The following is a 16,791-nucleotide window of genomic DNA, read 5'->3' as shown; positions in this document are numbered from 1 at the left end:
GGCCCCCCGCCGGGGGGGGGGGGGCCCCGCGCCGCCGCGGGGTGGCCATGGGGCCCGCGGCGGCGAGGATCACAGGACCGCGTAGCTGCGCCAGACAGGTCGGGCAGACGGACACGCCCCGCCCACCACAGCCGGCGCACGACTGGGGAACCACCAGGTCGGCGAGGATGGACAGGCCTCGCGACAGCACGGGGGAAAGCAGCCGGGTCACACCAGCAGGATCTGCGCCAGCACCCGGCGCCGCCAAGCACGACTTCGCGACCTGTGGATATCGCACCCCCCGACCGCGGCCTGTGGACAGGCGGACGCAGCCGACCGGCCGCGTCTGGGACGATCGACCCGAGCCAGGTGAGCCGACACCGGCGGCCGGTCCGTGACCGACGGCCACAATCGGCCTCCGACCAGCCCGGTCGGCCCTCAGTCGGCTTCGGTCGGCCTCGGTCGGCCGCGCGTGGGCGGCCCGTGGGCGGCGAAGACAACGAGACGACGAAGACGACGAGTGGAGACACGGCAATGGCAGAAGGACCCGGCTGGGCCACGCCCGGCGGGCCGGCACCCGGCGAGCGCGACACCGGCGGTCCCAGGTGGGGCACGCCGCAGCCGCCCGGCTGGTCCGACGGTCCCGGCCAGCCGGCGCCGCCACCGGGGCCAGTCGGTCCGCCGCCGCAGTCCGCGGGTCCACAGCCGCCGGGGATTCCGCCGGGTGCGCCAGGTGGCCCGCCGGGGCCGTGGCGCTGGGGGGCCGCGGCGCCCCGGCCCGGCATCATTCCACTGCGTCCCCTGGCCCTCGGGGAGATCCTGGACGGCACGTTCGCGACTGTCCGCGCGAACCCGGGTGCCACGATCGGGGTCACGGTGGCCTCGGCCGCCGTGGTGGAGACCATCTCCACCCTGATCGCCATCGGCGCGCAGGACGCGTCACGTACGACCCAGGTGCTGGCCACCATCGCGTCCTTCGCGCTCGAGCTGGTGCTGAGCCTGTTCCTGTCCGGGGTGCTCAGCGTCGTGGTGAGCGAGGCGACGCTGGGCAGCCGGATCGGGCCGACCGAGGCGGTGCGCCGGATCGCGCCCCGCCTGCCCGGGCTGGCCGCGCTGACCCTGGCCGTGCTGGCCGCCGTCGTGCTCGGGATGATCGCGCTGCTGATCGGCGCGATCGTGGTGGCGGTGTACCTGAGTCTGGCGACTCCCGCGTACATCCTCGAAGGCGGCGGGGTCCGCCACGCGCTGCGCCGATCGGTGGCGATCGTGCGCGGCTCCTGGTGGCGGGCCTTCGGCATCCTGCTGCTCGCGATGCTGGTGTCGCTGATGCTCAGCGCCGTGTTCGCCCTCGTCACCGGCATCGTGCTGGTGTCCGCGCCGGGAGTGTTCGGTGAGTTCTACGATGGTGATCTCACCATCGCCGGCCACATCGTCGAGGGCATCGGCAACCTGGTGGCGACGACCGTGTCGACACCGATCTTCGCCGGCGCCGCGGTGCTGCTCTACGTCGATCTACGCATCCGACGGGAGGGGCTGGACGTGACACTCGCCGAGGCCGCCCGGCAGCGCGCCGCGGGGGCGGGACCACGCGGATGAGCCTGGGCGGCCCGGTCACCCGCGACGGCGCGCGGGAGGAGGCACGCCGCGAACTCAGCCGCGAGATCTACCATCGCGAGGGCACGAGCTGGTGGAACCGCGTCCTGAACTGGATCGGTGATCGGGTCGTGGATCTGTGGTCCTGGCTGTTCCCGCGGGGTGACACCGGCGGGAGCCACGCGCCGGGGCTCGGCGCGCTGTCCCTGGTGATCGTGGCCGTGATCGTGCTCGGGGCCGCCCGCTGGTGGCTGGGGCCGCTGCGGCGCACCGCAGCGGCCCGACGAGCCGCGCCCGACGAGCTCGCCAGCGCCCGGACGGCGACGCAGCTGCGCGCCGAGGCCGACCAGCAGGCCGCCGCCGGGCAGTACGCCCTGGCCATGCGCTCCCGGCTGCGCGCCATCGTGCGGATGCTCACGGACAAGGGCGTCCTGGAACCACGTCCGGGTCGTACCGCGGGCGAACTGGTCGGGGAGGTCTCCCGGGCCACCGGCGGCCAGTCCACCCCGGGGCAGCCCGATCCGCTGCGCGCCCTCGCGGCCGCGACGGACGTGTTCAGCGAGACCTGGTACGGCGGCCGTCCGGGCACGGCCGAGGGCTACCAGGTGCTCGTCGAGGCCGACGCCGGGCTTTCCCGGCTGCGCGGCGGCTTCGCCGCACGCGAGGACCCGCCCGGCAGGTCGGCGGTGCCCGCGTGACGGCCAACCCGAACACGACCCCGACCAGCGGCGGGGCGGCCGCCAGCGCCGGCGGGTCGGGGCCCACGTCCGTGCGGACCGGGCCGCGGCCGGCGGTGCTGCGCCGGGGCCTGGCGATCGGCGCGGTCGTCGCGGCGTTCGTGCTCGTCTTCCTGCTGCTGGCGGTGTTCACAGCGGGAACGTCCGGCGGTGAACCGTTCGACGTCAGATCGGCCAGGCCGCACGGCACTCGCGCGCTGGCCGAGATTCTTCGGGCACGTGGGGTGAGCGTGACCCCCGCCGAGACCGTTCCGGTGGGTCACCGATCGGCCGGCACGGTCGTCGTGTTCCAGCCCGGCCGCCTCGACCGCGACACGCTCGCCGGATTGCTCGGCCAGGTCTGGCAGGGCTCGGACGTGGTCCTCGTCGGCGCCGACGACGCGGTGCTCGACGTCCTGGACGTGGGAGTCCGCGCCGCGGACGAGAACCCGGGCGGGGGCGCGGCGCCTCGCTGCGCGCTGTCGGAGGCCACCGTCGCCGGCACGGTGTCCCTGACAGGGAGCCTGGCCTACACCCGCGCCGCGGGGGGCGATCGCAGCGGGATGCGCGCCGAGTTCTGCTACGGCGAACCGCCCACGGCGGCGCGGCTGGCGGTGCTCACTCCTGGTGGCGCGGCCGCGGGCGGGGCGACGCCGGGCGAGGCGGGCGACGGCGGCCGGCTGGTGCTGATCGGCTCGGCGCGGTTCCTCACCAACGGTGACCTGGACGACGGCGGCGGTGCCGCGCTGGCGCTCGGGCTGCTCGCCCGACACGACACGCTGGCCTGGGTCACCCCGACCGCGGCCAGCCACGACGCGGTGGACACCCGCGGTCCCTTCGAGCTGCTGCCCGGCGGGGTGCGGTGGGGGGTGCTGCAGCTCGCGGTGGTGGTGGTGCTGCTGGGGCTGTGGCGCGGTCGGCGGCTGGGGCCGCCGGTGGCGGAACCGCTGGCGGTCGTGGTCCGCGCGGCGGAGTCCGTCGAGGGGCACGGTCGGCTCTACGCCGCGGCCCGGGCTCGGGACCGAAGCGCCGATGTGCTGCGCGCCGGGCTTCGCGTCCGGCTGGCCGAACGGGTCGGTCTGCCGCTGCGCACGGGCCCGACCGGAGCACCCGAGCCGGATCCGGTCGCCCTGGTCGCGGCGGTCGCGCGGCAGAGCGGCCGGTCACCCTCGGATATTGGATCGCTCCTGTACGGTTCGGGCATGCTGGCACCGATCGATGCCCGACCGGGCCCGTTCGGGCGGGCTGTGGACCAGGCCCGCTCCCGCGGTCTGCCCCCGGAGCCGCCGGCCTGGCCGCGTCCATCCGCTCAGCCGGCCGGGCCCGGTGCGAACCCGACCCGGTCGACGGGCCTCGATCGTGCATCTGACCAGCCCGATCGCGCGCTGATGGCGCTCGCCCGCGCGCTCGACGACCTCGACCGACAGGTAGGTGGACGGTGACCACCCCGCACATCGACGCGACGTCGGCCGACCCGGCCGCCGATCCGGGTGAGGTGACACTGCACAAGGCGGGTGGTGCGCCGACGCACCGGCCACCGCCGCCGGGCGAGACGACGCCCCCCGATCCCGATGCCGCCCGCCGGGCGCTGATCGCGTTGCGTGGCGAGGTCGCCCGGGCCGTCGTCGGCCAGGACGCGGCCGTCAGCGGGCTCGTCGTCGCACTGCTGTGCCGCGGGCACGCCCTGCTCGAAGGCGTGCCCGGTGTGGCGAAGACGCTGCTCGTGCGGACGCTGGCGGCGGCGCTGGCGCTGGACACCAAGCGTCTGCAGTTCACCCCGGACCTGATGCCCGGTGACGTCACCGGGTCGCTCGTCTACGACAGCCGCAGCTCCGAGTTCGCCTTCCGCGAGGGCCCCGTCTTCACCAACCTGCTTCTCGCCGACGAGATCAACCGCACCCCGCCGAAGACGCAGGCCGCGCTGCTGGAGGTGATGGAGGAGCGCCAGGTCACCGTGGACGGTGTCCCGCGCCCGCTACCCACCCCGTTCGCGGTGCTGGCCACCCAGAACCCGGTCGAGCACGAGGGCACCTACCCGCTGCCCGAGGCGCAGCTGGACCGTTTCCTGGTCAAGGTGACCCTCCCGCTGCCCCCGCGGGACGACGAGATCCGGGTGCTCGCCCAGCACGCCGGCGGGTTCGACCCGACCAATCTGGCCGCGGCCGGGGTGCGTGCGGTGGCGGGTCCGGCGGATCTCGCGGCGGCGCGGGCCGCGGTCGGGGCCGTCGCGGTGCATCCCGACGTCCTCGCCTACATCGTGGATCTTGCCCGGGCGACCCGGGCGGCGCCGAGTGTCCAGCTCGGGGTGTCACCGCGGGGCGCCACGGCGCTGCTGGCGACCACCCGGGCGTGGGCATGGCTGTCCGGTCGCGGCTACGCCACGCCCGACGACGTCAAGGCGCTGGCCCGGGCGACGCTGCGGCACCGGATCAGTCTGCGGCCCGAGGCCGAACTCGACGGGGTCACCGCAGACGTCGTGCTCGAGCAGGTGCTGGCCACCGTCCCGGCACCCCGCTAGCGCAGGCGGTCCGACAGTGGCGATCAGTGGCCGCGCGGTCGCGTTGGCGCTGTGCGGGGTGGCGTTCGTGCTGGTGTCCCCGGCGCCAGGGCTGACCCTGGTGCTGGTCAACCTGCTGATCGTGGTGCTCGTGGCCGCTGACGTGGCGTTCGCCGGTGCGGTGCGGACAATCTCGTTCAGCCGCTCCGGTCCCACCGCGACCCGCCTCGGTCAGCCGGTGCCGCTCGTGCTCGCCGTCACCAACAACGGCACGCGTACCGTCCGCGCGCAGGTCCGCGACGCCTGGTCGCCGTCCGCGGGGGCCCAGCCCCGGGTCCACCGGGTCGTGGTGCCCGCCGGGGAACGACGTTTCCTCGAGACGATGCTGACCCCCACCCGGCGCGGTGACCGCACCCCGTTTCGGATCACGGTGCGTACGCTCGGCCCGCTCGGGCTCGCCGGCCGCCAGGGACGACATCACAGTCCGTGGCGGCTGCGGGTGCTGCCGCCGTTCACGTCACGGCGGGCGCTGCCCGCGGCGCTGGCCCGGCTCCGTGAGGTCGAAGGTGAGGTCGCGATCCGCGGGGCGGGCGCCGGTTCGGAGTTCGACAGCCTGCGCGACTACGTGATCGGCGACGACGTCCGGCTGATCGACTGGCGCACCACGGCACGCCGCGGTGCCGTGGTGGTCCGCGCCTTCCGGCCGGAGCGGGACCGGCGGGTCGTCTGTGTCCTGGACACCGGGCGCACCTCGGCCGGCCGGGTCGGCGACACCCCCCGGCTGGACCATGCCCTGGACGCGGCGTTGCTGCTGACCGCCGTCGCGCTGCGGGCCGGTGACCGGGTCAGCCTCATCGCCCACGACAGCGTGCCGCGCGCCACGCTGCCCGGCTCGCACGACCAGGCCTACCTCGCCCGGGTCAGCGACGTGATGGCCGGTCTGGAACCGGCGATCGTCGAGGCCGATCACACCGGCATCGTCACGAGCGTTCTGCGGGCGACGTCCCGGCGCAGCCTGGTGGTGCTGTTCACCGAGCTGGCACCGGCCGTCATCGAGGAGGGTCTGCTGCCCGCGCTGGGGACGCTGACCGCACGGCACACCGTCATCGTCGCCGCGCTGCGCGATCCGCGTCTGGACGAACTGGCCGCCGGACGCGACAGCGTGCGCGCCGTCCACACCGCCGCGGCCGCCGAACAGACCCGGATGCGCCGTCGTGAACTCGTCGAGACCCTGCGCCAGCGCGGCGTGGAGGTCGTCGACGCGCCCCCCGCCAGCTACGCCGCGGCCGTCACCGACACCTACCTCACCCTGAAGTCCCTCGGCCGGCTCTGACGTCACCGCGCGGGCGGGATCCCGGTTCGGGATTCTGGTTCGGGGGGCTGGTCGCGGGGCGTGGTTCAGGCGCCGGGTGACCAGGTGATGGCGGGTGGACGAACCGCCGCGCACAGTGGGTTGCCCGCCGCGTCGGTGAGGCCCAGCCGTCCCACCAGCGTCCCGGCGCGGATCGCCGCGGCGAGCACGGTCGGGTCGACCGCGTCCAGCATCAGCTTCGCCCGCCGGAACATCGCGAACGTGCCGGCGGCGTCGACGTCACCCCATGACAGGTAGAGGAACCGTCCACCTGGACGGCCCTGGACGTAGCGGCCACGCAGATCGGGTCCGGCGGGCCCGGCCAGCACGGTGCATTCCACCGACCACAGCGCCGCGGCCGCGTCACCGGGGTGCACCCCGAGCAGATCGGACGGGTCACCCCGCGCCTGCAGTCCGACGTGGACGTCGCCGTGCCCGCCCTCGCCCGCCGGTCCACAGCGCCGCCCCGGAAGATCATGACCCTCCACCCGGATACGCACCCCGTCATCATCGGTCAGGTAGCTGATCGGCACCGACGGGTCGGGCCCGTTCTGTCGGAGGGTGGCCGTAGAGTGCCGCCCATGTTCGATCACATCGGAGTGCAGGCGGCCGACGTCGCCGCGTCGAGCGCGTTCTACCTGGCCACGTTCGCGGCCATCGGGCTTCGGGAGGCGGTTCGGTTCGAACGTGGCGGGGCGCTGGTGGTGGGCCTGGCCGGCCTGGATGGCCAGGCGGCGTTCTGGCTCAGTCCGGCGGGTGGCGCCGAGGCGCGGGAGTTGCACATCGCGTTCCGCGCGCAGGATCGGGAGGCGGTCGACGCCGTGCACGCCGCGGCCGTGGCCGGTGGGGTCGAGGTGCTGCACGCGCCGCGGGAGTGGCCCGAGTACCACCCTGGCTACTACGGGGTGTTCCTGCGCGATCCCGACGGTCACAACGTCGAGGCCGTCCATCACGGGCCCTGAAAGCCGGCGGCTGGGGTGTGCTCAGACGACGGGGGCGAGATCGGCGGCGCCCTGGTCGGCGTCCAGGTCGGCCGTCTCGCCCGCGGCGGCGGCCCGCGAGCCGTAGAGGGCCACGTAGCCGACGAAGCCCGCCCAGGCCAGCGCGCCGATGCCGATGCGTACCGCGGTGGGCAGGTTGGAGGGAGTCACGAAGGCCTCGATGACGCCGGAGACGGCCAGCGCCAGGGCCGCCCCCAGCACGACGGGAACCGCGGATCGTCCCTCCGCGGCCAGGGCCTCGACGCGTCGGCGGGGGCCCGGCGAGATGACCGACCAGCCCAGCCGCAGCCCGACCGCGCCCGCGACGAACACCACCGTGAGTTCCAGCAGACCGTGCGGAAGGATCAGGGAGAAGAACTGGCCGGTGCGCCCGCAGCCGGACATGTAGCCGCCGAGAATCCCCGCGTTCACCGCGTTGACCAGCAGCACCAGCAGGGTCGGCAGGCCGAGGACCACCCCGCCCGCCACCGCCGCCGCCGACACCCAGGCGTTGTTCGTCCAGACCCGGCTCGCGAACGACGCCGCCGGATTCTCGGAGTAGTAGGAGGCGAAGTCGGAGCGGCACAGCTGCTCCACCGAGTCCGGCGGGATCACGCTGGCCCGCGCCTGCGGATCGTTGACGATCCACACACCGATCGCCAGGGCCAGCAGCACCGATCCGGCGGCCGTGGCCAGCACCCACCAGCGCCGCTGGTACACGGCCAACGGGAAGGTCACGGTGAGGAAACGGCCGAGGACATGCCACCCGGGGTCCGACGCCCCGGCGACCACGGCCCGGGCCCGGGTGACGAGGTTCGTCAGGTCATCCACCAGATCCGTGTCATACGACCGGGTCCGGATGACCGACAGGTGGGTGGCGGTGCGCTGGTACAGGTCGACCAGTTCGTCGAGCTCGACGGCACGCATCCGGCGCGGGCGGCTCGCCCGGTCCACAAGGTGACCGAGCCGGACCCAGACCGGTCGGTGCACGGCGACGAACGCATCGAGATCCATGGCAGAGCCATCCTCGCAGACGGCGAGAGGACGGATCACGGGCATCGTCCGTCCGGGACACGTCAGGACACCATCGGCATGGCCGCCGTAGGCTCACGCCTGGTACACATCGGAGTTCCGGGGGCCCGCATGACATTGCCGACGGCGCGATGAGCACAGCCGTGCGCGGCATCCCGGCGCCGAGGGCGGTCCCGGGCGAGGCCGTGGGTACCAACACCATCATCACCGGCGAGGCCGTCGCCATCGACCTGCGGGTGGCGCGGCTGGGTTCCCGGCTTGTCGCTGGCGGGATCGACCTGCTCGCCCAGTTCTACCTGCTCGGTTTCCTGGTCACGGTCGTCCTGCTCGTGGTGCGGCCCGAGGATGACGCGTTGGTGAGTGCGATGGTCCTGCTGGTCTATGTCACCGTGGTGATCGGATATCCGGTGGCCTGCGAGACCCTCAGCGGCGGACGGACCCTTGGCAAGCTGGCGCTGGGCCTGCGGGTCGTGCGCGACGACGGCGGCCCGATCCGTTTCCGGCATGCCTTCGTCCGTGGCCTGGTCGGCGCGGTGGTCGAACGACCGGGCATCCTGTTCGGCCTGCCGGCGATCATCTGCATGATCAGCTCGCGGACCAGCAAACGACTCGGGGACGTGTTCGCCGGAACGGTCGTGCTCCAGGTCAGCGTGCCGCGCACGGTCAGTTCGCCGCCGTTCGTCCCGCCGCCCCTGCTCGGCTGGGCGGGCCTGCTCGACCTGTCCGGGTTGGACGACTCGCTGGCGCTGCGTACCCGTCAGTTCCTGAGCCGGGCCCACGCGCTGTCGGCACCCGCGTTGGAACGTCTCGGCAGTGGCCTCGTCCAGGAGATGCGGGCCGTGGTCACCCCCCCGCCACCGCCCGGCACACCAGGATGGGCGTATCTGTCGGCCGTCCTGGCCGAACGGAGCCGGCGCGGCTACGCGCGGCTGATCGCACAACGCCAGGCGAGCCGTCGACGGACCGCGCCCCCTGGACAGCAGCCCACTCCGGGCTACATTCCCGCACCGGGCTACATGCCCGCACCGGGCTACGGACCCGGACCGGGACCCGGAACAGGCCACCTACCTGGCCCTGGACCGGGCTACGGGCCCGGCGCCGGGAAATGGTGATCCAGGCCACCGGAACCCCACTCCCTTAACGTCGCCTAAACAAACAGGGGCAGACCGCACATCAGGTAGCCGCCGGTTGGCCCGGGCCGGAATCCCTCGTCTACCGTTACCTGCGGTATCGGACCGTCTCGGCCATCCGGGGTGAACCGGCGCGCACCGCGTCGCCGCGCACACCGCGGGGTGGACGGTGCCGGGAAGCGACCAAGCACCGGCTCGCGCATGCTGGTGCTGGCGCAGGCCGTGGTTCGAGGTCCTACGTATTCCGGCGAGTTCGCCGGCTCACCGGAGGGGGTGACGGCGACGTCTGGCAGACGGGAGTCGAGCACTCCATCCCGGGCCACGCCGACAGAGGCGCCAGCGCCCGCGCAGGGGCCGTCCGGCGCCCTGCCACGGAGCGGCTCGGGTGGGGCGGGGGCGCCAGCGGCGGGCCGCGCGGCCAGTGTGCCGCCACGCCCCGATGGCCGGCCCCGCGCCGTGGCGGCCGAACGTGTGGCCACACCGCCCCGCTCCCCGTCGACCAGCGCGAACCCGTCAACCAGCGCGAACCCGTCAACCAGCGCGAACCCGTCGACCACCGCGGTCGCGGCGCCCACCGCGCCGCACAGCCCCTCGCCCGCGGTCAGGTCCAGGGCCGCGGCGGGAGCAGGCGTGCGGACAGCCGCCGGGACGGCTCCCGGCTCCCCAGCGGCCACGGCACCCGCGGCGGCCACCGGGCGGCCTGGGTCCGTCGCGGTGGAGGGCCCGTCGCCGCGTTCCCCCGAGTCCGGTGACGGACGATCCGGGGACGGGGCCAGCGGTGGGTCCGCGCAGGATGTGCTCGGCGCCGGCGGTGGCGGTGCCTGGTCGGGTTCCGCGGGGGCCGAGAGGCCGCCGCGACGCCCGGTCGACCGCCGGCTGGTGCTGCGCAAGATGGCGTTGACCACCGGCGCGATCGGTCTGGTGCTGGCGCTGCTGGCGCTGCCGTTCGTCGGTGCCGTGGGACTGTTCGCCAAGAGCAGCGCCGATCACTTCCTGGGCCTGCCCGGTGCGCTGGTCACGCCGCCGCTGCCACAGAGCTCGACGATCCTCGCCGCCGACGGTTCGCCGATCGCGACCCTGCGAGGTGCGGAGAACCGCATCGTCGTTCCGGGCCGGGAGATCCCGAAGGTGATGCGCGAGGCGATCGTCGCGATCGAGGACGCCCGTTTCTACGAGCACGGCGGGGTCGACCCGCAGGGAGTGGTCCGGGCCGCGCTGCGCAACAGCGAGTCCGGCAGCGTCTCCCAGGGTGGTTCGACGCTCACCCAGCAGTACGTCAAGAACGTGCTGCTGCAGAACACCCGGACCCCCGAGGAACGCGAGGTGGCCGCCGGCGACTCCCTGGACCGCAAGCTCCAGGAGCTGCGGTACGCCCTCGACATCGAAAAACGCCTGTCGAAGGACGAGATTCTCGAGCGGTATCTGAACATCGCCTACTTCGGTGATGGCGCGTACGGGGTCGGCACCGCCGCCCAGCACTACTTCGGTGTGTCCATCTCCCAGGTGAGCGTCGCCCAGGCCGCGCTGCTCGCCGGGTTGGTCCAGAGCCCGTCCCGGTACAACCCGGCCGCCCACCCGCAGGCCGCACTGATCCGGCGTAACACGGTGCTCGACAAGATGGCCGAGAACTCCTACATCTCGTCCACCCAGGCGGACGCGACCAAGCAGCTGCCCCTGGACGTGCGACCGGCACCGCCGGCGGCCGCCGACTCCTGCGTGATCGCCACCGCCCCGTTCTTCTGCGACTACGTCCGTTCGCAGCTGCAGGCGAGCCCGGCGCTGGGCAGCACCCTCGAGGAGCGCAACCGCCGGATCTACGAAGGCGGCCTGGTCATCCGCACGACGCTGGACCCGCAGGTCCAGCAGGCCGCGCAGGACGCCGTGAACTCGACGATCGCGCCCGACAACCGGGTGTCGGCGACCGAGGTCATCATCCAGCCGGGTACCGGGAACATCCTGGCGATGGCGGTCAACCGGGTCTACGGGCCGGACACGGGCGCCAACCAGACGGTGGTCCCGCTGCCGACCAAGGCCACCTTCCAGCCGGGTTCGACCTTCAAGACGTTCGTGTTGGCCACCGCGTTGGAACAGGGCTACGGCACGTCCACGGCGTTCTACTCGCCGGCCTGTTACGTCAGTACGAAGTTCCCGCTCGACCGCGGTGAGGGTGACTGCGCGAAGGGCTATTCGAACTCCGACCCGGCCGAGGCCGGAATCTACGACATCCCGCGGGCCACCTGGGATTCGGTGAACACGTTCTACGTCCAGCTGGCGGAGAAGGTCGGTATTCCCGCGGTGCTGGATATGGCCAAGCGGCTCGGTGTGACGCCGCCGGAGGCCGACCAGATCGGTGCCACGGACGGCGCGACCGCGATCGGCGGCGGCCAGCACATGTACGTCTCGCCGCTGCAGATGGCCGATGCCTACGCCACGATCGCCGCCGGCGGGCTGCGCTGCACGCCCCGGTTCGCCATCAGGATCGTCGATTCGAGCCAGGATTCACTGGACGTCGCCAAGGGCGCGCAGTGCGAGCAGGTACTCGCCAAGGGCGTCGCCGACACGGTGTCCAGCGTGCTGGCTGGCGTGCCGATCCGTGGCACCGGCACCAACGCGGCGATCGGCCGGCCGTCGGCCGGTAAGACGGGCACCACCGACGAGTACTCGGCCGCCTGGTACGTCGGGTTCACCCCGCAGATGGCGGCGGCGGTGTCGGTCGGCGACCCGACGGGCGCGGAGTCGCATCCGCTGCGCGGTGTGGTCGCGGACGGCCGGACGTGGGCCCGGGTCTTCGGCGGCGACCTGCCGGCGATCATCTTCGGCAAGTCGATCCGGGCGGCGTTGGCGAACCAGCCGATCGAGCAGCTGCCCGCGGCTGATCCGACGGTGGCCCGCGGCACCAAGGGCGGTCTGCAGAACACTCCGCCGCCGCCGCCCGCGCCGACACCCGCCGCGGGTCTGCCCGGTGTCCTGACAGACCTCGCCCAGCAGGGTCTGCCGGGCATCCTCAACCCCCAGGCCGGCCAGAACAACGGCGGTGGCCAGGGCGGCGGCCAAGGTGGCGGTCAGGGCGGCGGCGGCGGCCAAGGTGGCGGTCAGGGCGGTGGCGGTCAGGGCGGTGGCGGTGGGCAGGGCGGCGGCCGCTGACACCATCCTGGTGGGGGGTGGTGTCAGCGGTGCGGTGATGTCGCTGGTGTGCCTGTCGCTGGTGTGCGCTGCCCGTCCGTCCGGGTGCCGCTCAGCGGCCCAGGTCGTGGGCGGAGAGGGTCTGGCTCGGGTCGACACCGAGGGCGAGGGCCAGGTAGACGGCGGTGAAGTCGAAGAGGCCGAGCAGGGCGGCGAGCCGTTCCAACGGGTCGGTGCCCTCGGCACGTAGCTCGGTGACGCCGACGCCCCGTTCGGCGGCCACCGCGATGACCGCCTCCGCCTGCCGGGTGACCTCGCTGGCTTCGGCGCCGGGGTCACGCAGCAGGATCAGCCGCAGTCGCGGCGGCGTCTCCTCGTCGTCGGCCCGGTCACGGAAGAAGTCCTCGAGGTCGTCGGTGACCCCACCGCCGCGGCCCGCCGTCGAGGGGCCAGCGCCGCCGCTGCCCATCCGGGCCCCGAACGGGCCGTCGAGCAGGCCGATCTGCAGGTGACCGGGGTGCGGCAGCCCGCCGGCCAGGGCTGGGTACCGGGCGATCGCGGCGAGCTGGTCGACGGCGCCCCGGGCGGCCACCGCGGTCACCGCGGAGGTGCCCCAGACCAGAGGCAGGCTGCCGCCGAGTTCCAGTGCGAGGGTCTTCGCCGGGTTGACGAACGACTCGCTGGACGCCCGGCACCGGGTCGCGATGCTCTCCAGGCGGACCGCGGCGGCCTCGAGGGCGGCATCCGCGACCCGTAGCACCCCCAGGGCCCGTCCGGCGATCAGCAGGGGTACCGCGAGTGACCACAGCACGGTGCTGGCCGGCCGGCCGCCGGGCAGCGGCACGCATGGGGCGGCCACCAGCGCGGCCATCTGGGCCAGGGGCGTGTCGGGTGGGGCGACGACGGCGACCCGGGCACCGCGGCGGGCCGCCTCCTCGACCGCCGACAGCGCCTCGGCCGAGGCACCGGAGGCGGACACGGCGAGGACCACATCGGCGACGCCGACCCAGCCGGGCAGCCCGTAGGTGTGGTGGCCAAGCACCGGCACCGGGCCCGCCGGACCGGCGAGGGCCGCGATCAGGTCAGCGGCGAGTGCCGCTCCTCCCACTCCGACGACGAGGATCGCCCGCGGGCGACCGTCCGTGGCGAGTCGGGCGAACCCGGCCTCCGCGGCGAGCACGGCGCTGTGGCGGACCTGCGGACCGGCGGTGGCGACCTGCGGGAGCAGGCCGGCGACACCACCGGAGTCGAGGCGGGTGGGATCGTCGAGCGCGGACTCGTCGACGTACACGCCGCCTCAGCCGGAGGCGGACGCGGTGGCGGACGTGGCGGTGCCGGTGAACGGAACAGCCTCGTCGAGCAGCATCACGGGAATGTCGTCGCGCACCGGGAACGCCAGGCCGCAGGCGAGGCAGACCAGCACGGGCGCGCCGTCAAGCTCGTCGGGCCGCAGCTGCCCGTGCTTGCTGCACGGGCAGGCGAGGATCTCCAGCAGCAGCGGGTCGAGACTCATCAGGGTTCCCTTCGGCTCCGGACCAGCGACAGGACATCATCGCGCAGCCCCTGCATCGTCTCATCATCCGGACCCTCGACGTTGAGCCGTAGCAACGGCTCGGTGTTGGACGGACGGAGGTTGAACCAGGCGCCGTTCGGGAAGGTGATCGTCAGCCCGTCGAGATGGTCGACGCTGTCGGCCGAGGTCGAGTAGGCCTTCTCGACCTCCAGCATGGCGAGCGTGGCGTCGGCGACCTCGGAGTTGATCTCGCCGGAGGCGCTGTAGCGGGCGTAGCCGCCGAGCAGCTCCGACAGCGGCCCGGCCTGCCCGCCGAGGGCCGCGAGGACGTGCAGGGCCGCGAGCATGCCGGAGTCGGCCCGCCAGAAGTCCCGGAAGTAGAAGTGGCCGGAGTGCTCGCCGCCGAAGATCGCGCCGGTGCGGGCCATCTCGGCCTTGATGAACGAATGCCCCACCCGGGTGCGCACCGGGACGCCGCCGCGCTCGCGCACGAGCTTCGGCACACCCTGGCTGACGATGACGTTGTGAATGATCGTCCCGCCCGGCTCGCGGGTGAGTTCACGGTCGGCGACCAGGGCGGTGATGACGGACGGGGACACGATCTCGCCGCGTTCGTCGACCACGAAGCACCGGTCGGCGTCGCCGTCGAAGGCAAGGCCGATGTCGGCCCCCGACGACCGGACCGCGGCCTGCAGATCGCGCAGGTTGGCGGGCTCGATCGGGTTGGCCTCGTGGTTCGGGAAGGTGCCGTCGAGCTCGAAGTACAGCGGGATGACGGTGAGCGGCAGATCCGCGAGGGCCGCGGGCACGGTCAGCCCGCCCATGCCGTTGCCGGCGTCGACCGCGACCACGAGCGGACGGATGCCACCGAGGTCCACCAGCGTGCGCAGATGGCGGACGTAGTCGGCGAGCAGGTCACGTTCGGTGATCGAGCCCTGGCGCCCGGGCCCGGCGGGCACGCCCTGCTCCACCAGCGCGCGGATGTCGGCGAGCCCGGTCTCCTGGCCGATCGGCGCGGCGCCGGCGCGACACAGCTTGATGCCGTTGTACTTCGCCGGGTTGTGCGAGGCGGTGAACATCGCCCCCGGGATGTTCAGGGCACCGGCGCCGTAGTAGAGCAGATCCGTCGAGCCGAGCCCGGCCGCGATCACGTCGGCGCCCTGTTCGGTCGCGCCCCGCGCGAACGCGGCGGCCAGCGGTACCGAGGACGCCCGCATGTCGTGAGCGGTGACGATCTGCTCGGCGCCGAGCAGGCGCACGAACGCGGCCCCGGTGGCGCGTGCGATGTCCGCGTCGAACTCGGCCGGGACGACTCCCCGGACGTCATACGCCTTGAAGATCCGCGAAAGGTCGCGCATCGGATTCCCCGCCCTTCACCTGGCTGTCCCCCGCACCGGTCGTGAGCGCACCCATGGTGACCCCGACCCGTGGCGGAACTCCACCGGTGTGCGGGTGCTCCGGCACCTACGGCGACTACCGCCGCCGTCAGGCACGACGATATCCGCCGCCACCGACAGCCCCGGTGCCGGATCCGGCGAGGCCAACACCGAGGACAACACCGGCCGCCGCCGATCACTCTCGGCGACACCGGCCGCCCACGTCCACGCCGGACGGACCGGCCGCCTCAGGACGGGCTGGGAACCGCCCGTAGATGCCCACGCCGACCACCGGGATCAGGGGCGCCGCCGCCACCCTGGGGACCGCCGCCACCCGCGGGTGGCGGTTCGGGACCACGGCGCGGCGTCTCGGGCCCCCGACGGGAGGCCTCCCGGACGGCGTCGGCCAGCGCCTCGAGGTCATCAGCGGCAGCCTCGCGCTCGCTTTCGCGGGACGCCTCGGCCTCGGCTTCGGCCTCAAGCCGGACGACCGCCCACCCGAGCGGCACCGTGAGCCGATCCGCGTGCGTGCTGCACAGGTCGTACGAGTGCGGCTCGACGTACGGGGAGAGCGGGCCCAGCACTGCCGTCGACTCGGCGTAGGCATACGTGAGCGTGGCAACCGCGGCTGCCGAACAGGCCGAGCGGGAGCAGCGCCGAGGCTTCACGTTCCGGACGGTAGCCCCCGGAACGGACGACGGCCACCACCAATCGTCGTGTCGCGTGACGCGAGGCTGAATCGTCACGCGTTGTCGACCGATTCATTGCTCCCCGCATCCGATCCCCCGCGTAGCACGGGTACCACGCGGACTATTGAGATCATCAAGCTCATGGAACCTCCTCGGTCAGGGAGGGAGTCGGGGGTCATACGGCTCTATGGTCGGTCGCGGCCACGGGCGAGCGACCGGCGGGGTCCTCAACCGGCATGGCGCCGGTGCCGGTCGAGCCCCGGAAGGTGCCGGGGTCCGCGGACGCCCGACGCCTGGCCGATCGAAGTCCCTGTCGCGAACGCTACGCTCACAGGGTGACCGACCTCGAGCGGTTCCCCTGCGCGGGCCGGCCGATCAGTGTCCGCCGTCGCCGTGACCGGCGCGGTCGGGGTGTGCGCGGCATGATGCTGCCCCCGGACGTGCCCGCCTACGCGACCCGCGGCGACCGGTTCGACGACTTCGTGCTGGACGCGGTGGAGCACCTCGACCACCGCTGGTCGGGCGAGCTCGCCGACGTCGAGTTCGCGGTGGAGGACGTCCCACCGATCGCGGTCGGCGACGAGGAGATCCCGCTCGCGAGATACCAGCCGGCCGCGGGAAAAGGCCGGTCAGCGACCCCGCGGCGGATCGTCGTCTATCGCCGGCCGATCGAGGCCCGCACCGTCGACAACGAGGAGCTCGCCGAGCTGGTCCTCGACGCGATCATTCATGAGGTGGCCGAGATGATGGGCGTCGATCCGGCTGTGATCGACCCCGAGGGCCACGGCTGGGGCGACGAGGACTGACCGGAG

At 73.5% G+C, this 16,791-nt stretch carries 16 protein-coding genes and 1 pseudogene; 9 read left to right on the top strand and 8 right to left on the bottom strand.

Annotated features, from left to right (window positions below):
- Nucleotides 1–211, bottom strand: a pseudogene (locus MXD59_RS24125) (ComF family protein); the annotation flags it as partial.
- A 302-nt stretch (nucleotides 212–513) separates the two neighbouring features.
- Between MXD59_RS24125 and MXD59_RS24120 the strand changes: the two are divergent.
- From MXD59_RS24120 to MXD59_RS24100, 5 genes are read left to right on the top strand one after another with little or no spacing between them, the layout of a single operon-like run.
- Nucleotides 514–1,575, top strand: coding sequence for a hypothetical protein (locus MXD59_RS24120; protein WP_248826873.1), 1,062 nt, complete (start codon nucleotides 514–516; stop codon nucleotides 1,573–1,575).
- Nucleotides 1,572–2,270: a DUF4129 domain-containing protein gene (locus MXD59_RS24115; protein ID WP_248826872.1), complete on the top strand. Its 699-nt coding sequence runs from the start codon at nucleotides 1,572–1,574 to the stop codon at nucleotides 2,268–2,270. Before MXD59_RS24120 ends, MXD59_RS24115 begins: the two co-directional genes overlap by 4 nt.
- Nucleotides 2,267–3,730: a DUF4350 domain-containing protein gene (locus tag MXD59_RS24110; protein WP_248826871.1), complete on the top strand. Its 1,464-nt coding sequence runs from the start codon at nucleotides 2,267–2,269 to the stop codon at nucleotides 3,728–3,730. The genes MXD59_RS24115 and MXD59_RS24110 overlap by 4 nt, the downstream gene beginning before the upstream one ends.
- Nucleotides 3,727–4,806, top strand: coding sequence for an AAA family ATPase (locus MXD59_RS24105; RefSeq protein WP_372512189.1), 1,080 nt, complete (start codon nucleotides 3,727–3,729; stop codon nucleotides 4,804–4,806). Before MXD59_RS24110 ends, MXD59_RS24105 begins: the two co-directional genes overlap by 4 nt.
- Before the next feature lie 16 nt (nucleotides 4,807–4,822).
- Nucleotides 4,823–6,118: a DUF58 domain-containing protein gene (locus tag MXD59_RS24100; RefSeq protein ID WP_248826870.1), complete on the top strand. Its 1,296-nt coding sequence runs from the start codon at nucleotides 4,823–4,825 to the stop codon at nucleotides 6,116–6,118.
- Between the two features lie 65 nt (nucleotides 6,119–6,183).
- Here the strand turns inward: MXD59_RS24100 and MXD59_RS24095 are convergent, their stop codons facing one another.
- The gene (locus MXD59_RS24095) at nucleotides 6,184–6,669 is read right to left on the bottom strand and encodes a DUF5990 family protein (RefSeq protein ID WP_248826869.1); all 486 of its coding nucleotides are present in this window, start codon (nucleotides 6,667–6,669) and stop codon (nucleotides 6,184–6,186) included.
- A gap of 48 nt (nucleotides 6,670–6,717) precedes the next feature.
- On the opposite strand from MXD59_RS24095, the gene MXD59_RS24090 reads away from it, so the two are divergent.
- Nucleotides 6,718–7,098 (top strand): VOC family protein, encoded by a 381-nt coding sequence (locus tag MXD59_RS24090; RefSeq protein WP_248826868.1) that lies wholly within the window; start codon nucleotides 6,718–6,720, stop codon nucleotides 7,096–7,098.
- Between the two features lie 21 nt (nucleotides 7,099–7,119).
- On the opposite strand, the gene MXD59_RS24085 is transcribed toward MXD59_RS24090, so the two are convergent.
- Nucleotides 7,120–8,130, bottom strand: coding sequence for a stage II sporulation protein M (locus MXD59_RS24085; RefSeq protein WP_248826867.1), 1,011 nt, complete (start codon nucleotides 8,128–8,130; stop codon nucleotides 7,120–7,122).
- 149 nt (nucleotides 8,131–8,279) lie between these two features.
- Here MXD59_RS24085 and MXD59_RS24080 point away from each other — a divergent pair, with 149 nt between their 5' ends.
- Complete coding sequence (locus tag MXD59_RS24080; protein ID WP_248826866.1) at nucleotides 8,280–9,260, top strand: RDD family protein; 981 nt, start codon at nucleotides 8,280–8,282, stop codon at nucleotides 9,258–9,260.
- 35 nt (nucleotides 9,261–9,295) lie between these two features.
- Here the strand turns inward: MXD59_RS24080 and MXD59_RS24075 are convergent, their stop codons facing one another.
- A complete protein-coding gene (locus MXD59_RS24075; protein WP_248826865.1) occupies nucleotides 9,296–9,970 on the bottom strand; it encodes a hypothetical protein in 675 nt (224 codons plus the stop codon).
- 22 nt (nucleotides 9,971–9,992) lie between these two features.
- Here MXD59_RS24075 and MXD59_RS24070 point away from each other — a divergent pair, with 22 nt between their 5' ends.
- On the top strand, nucleotides 9,993–12,422 hold the full coding sequence (locus MXD59_RS24070) for a transglycosylase domain-containing protein (RefSeq protein WP_248826864.1): 2,430 nt from the start codon (nucleotides 9,993–9,995) through the stop codon (nucleotides 12,420–12,422).
- A gap of 91 nt (nucleotides 12,423–12,513) precedes the next feature.
- Here MXD59_RS24070 and MXD59_RS24065 read toward each other — a convergent pair whose 3' ends face one another.
- The 4 genes from MXD59_RS24065 to MXD59_RS24050 all read right to left on the bottom strand — a co-directional run bounded on the left by MXD59_RS24065 (nucleotide 12,514) and on the right by MXD59_RS24050 (nucleotide 15,958).
- Entirely contained in the window at nucleotides 12,514–13,692 is a 1,179-nt protein-coding gene (locus MXD59_RS24065) for an SIS domain-containing protein (RefSeq protein WP_248826863.1), read from the bottom strand.
- Nucleotides 13,693–13,698: 6 nt separating this feature from the next.
- On the bottom strand, nucleotides 13,699–13,914 hold the full coding sequence (locus MXD59_RS24060; protein WP_248826862.1) for a Trm112 family protein: 216 nt from the start codon (nucleotides 13,912–13,914) through the stop codon (nucleotides 13,699–13,701).
- Nucleotides 13,914–15,272 carry a phosphomannomutase/phosphoglucomutase gene (locus MXD59_RS24055; RefSeq protein WP_248826861.1) on the bottom strand — a complete coding sequence of 453 codons (1,359 nt, stop codon included), beginning with the start codon at nucleotides 15,270–15,272 and terminating at the stop codon, nucleotides 13,914–13,916. The genes MXD59_RS24060 and MXD59_RS24055 overlap by 1 nt, the downstream gene beginning before the upstream one ends.
- Before the next feature lie 266 nt (nucleotides 15,273–15,538).
- The gene (locus tag MXD59_RS24050; RefSeq protein WP_248826860.1) at nucleotides 15,539–15,958 is read right to left on the bottom strand and encodes a DUF3499 domain-containing protein; all 420 of its coding nucleotides are present in this window, start codon (nucleotides 15,956–15,958) and stop codon (nucleotides 15,539–15,541) included.
- Nucleotides 15,959–16,314: 356 nt separating this feature from the next.
- On the opposite strand from MXD59_RS24050, the gene MXD59_RS24045 reads away from it, so the two are divergent.
- Nucleotides 16,315–16,785, top strand: coding sequence for a metallopeptidase family protein (locus tag MXD59_RS24045; RefSeq protein WP_225438048.1), 471 nt, complete (start codon nucleotides 16,315–16,317; stop codon nucleotides 16,783–16,785).
- The last annotated feature ends 6 nt before the right edge of the window (nucleotides 16,786–16,791 follow it).

Source organism: Frankia umida, assembly GCF_023242945.1.
Taxonomy (GTDB): Bacteria; Actinomycetota; Actinomycetes; order Frankiales; family Frankiaceae; genus Frankia; species Frankia umida.
This window is presented reverse-complemented; position numbering and strand designations above follow the sequence as displayed.

Excerpts from the sequence above, each read along its gene's own strand:
- MXD59_RS24120 (WP_248826873.1), top strand. The coding sequence starts at position 514 with ATGGCAGAAGGACCCGGCTGGGCCACGCCCGGCGGGCCGGCACCCGGC.
- MXD59_RS24115 (WP_248826872.1), top strand. The coding sequence starts at position 1,572 with ATGAGCCTGGGCGGCCCGGTCACCCGCGACGGCGCGCGGGAGGAGGCA.
- MXD59_RS24090 (WP_248826868.1), top strand. The coding sequence starts at position 6,718 with ATGTTCGATCACATCGGAGTGCAGGCGGCCGACGTCGCCGCGTCGAGC.
- MXD59_RS24085 (WP_248826867.1), bottom strand. The coding sequence starts at position 8,130 with ATGGATCTCGATGCGTTCGTCGCCGTGCACCGACCGGTCTGGGTCCGG.
- MXD59_RS24080 (WP_248826866.1), top strand. The coding sequence starts at position 8,280 with ATGAGCACAGCCGTGCGCGGCATCCCGGCGCCGAGGGCGGTCCCGGGC.
- MXD59_RS24060 (WP_248826862.1), bottom strand. The coding sequence starts at position 13,914 with ATGAGTCTCGACCCGCTGCTGCTGGAGATCCTCGCCTGCCCGTGCAGC.
- MXD59_RS24055 (WP_248826861.1), bottom strand. The coding sequence starts at position 15,272 with ATGCGCGACCTTTCGCGGATCTTCAAGGCGTATGACGTCCGGGGAGTC.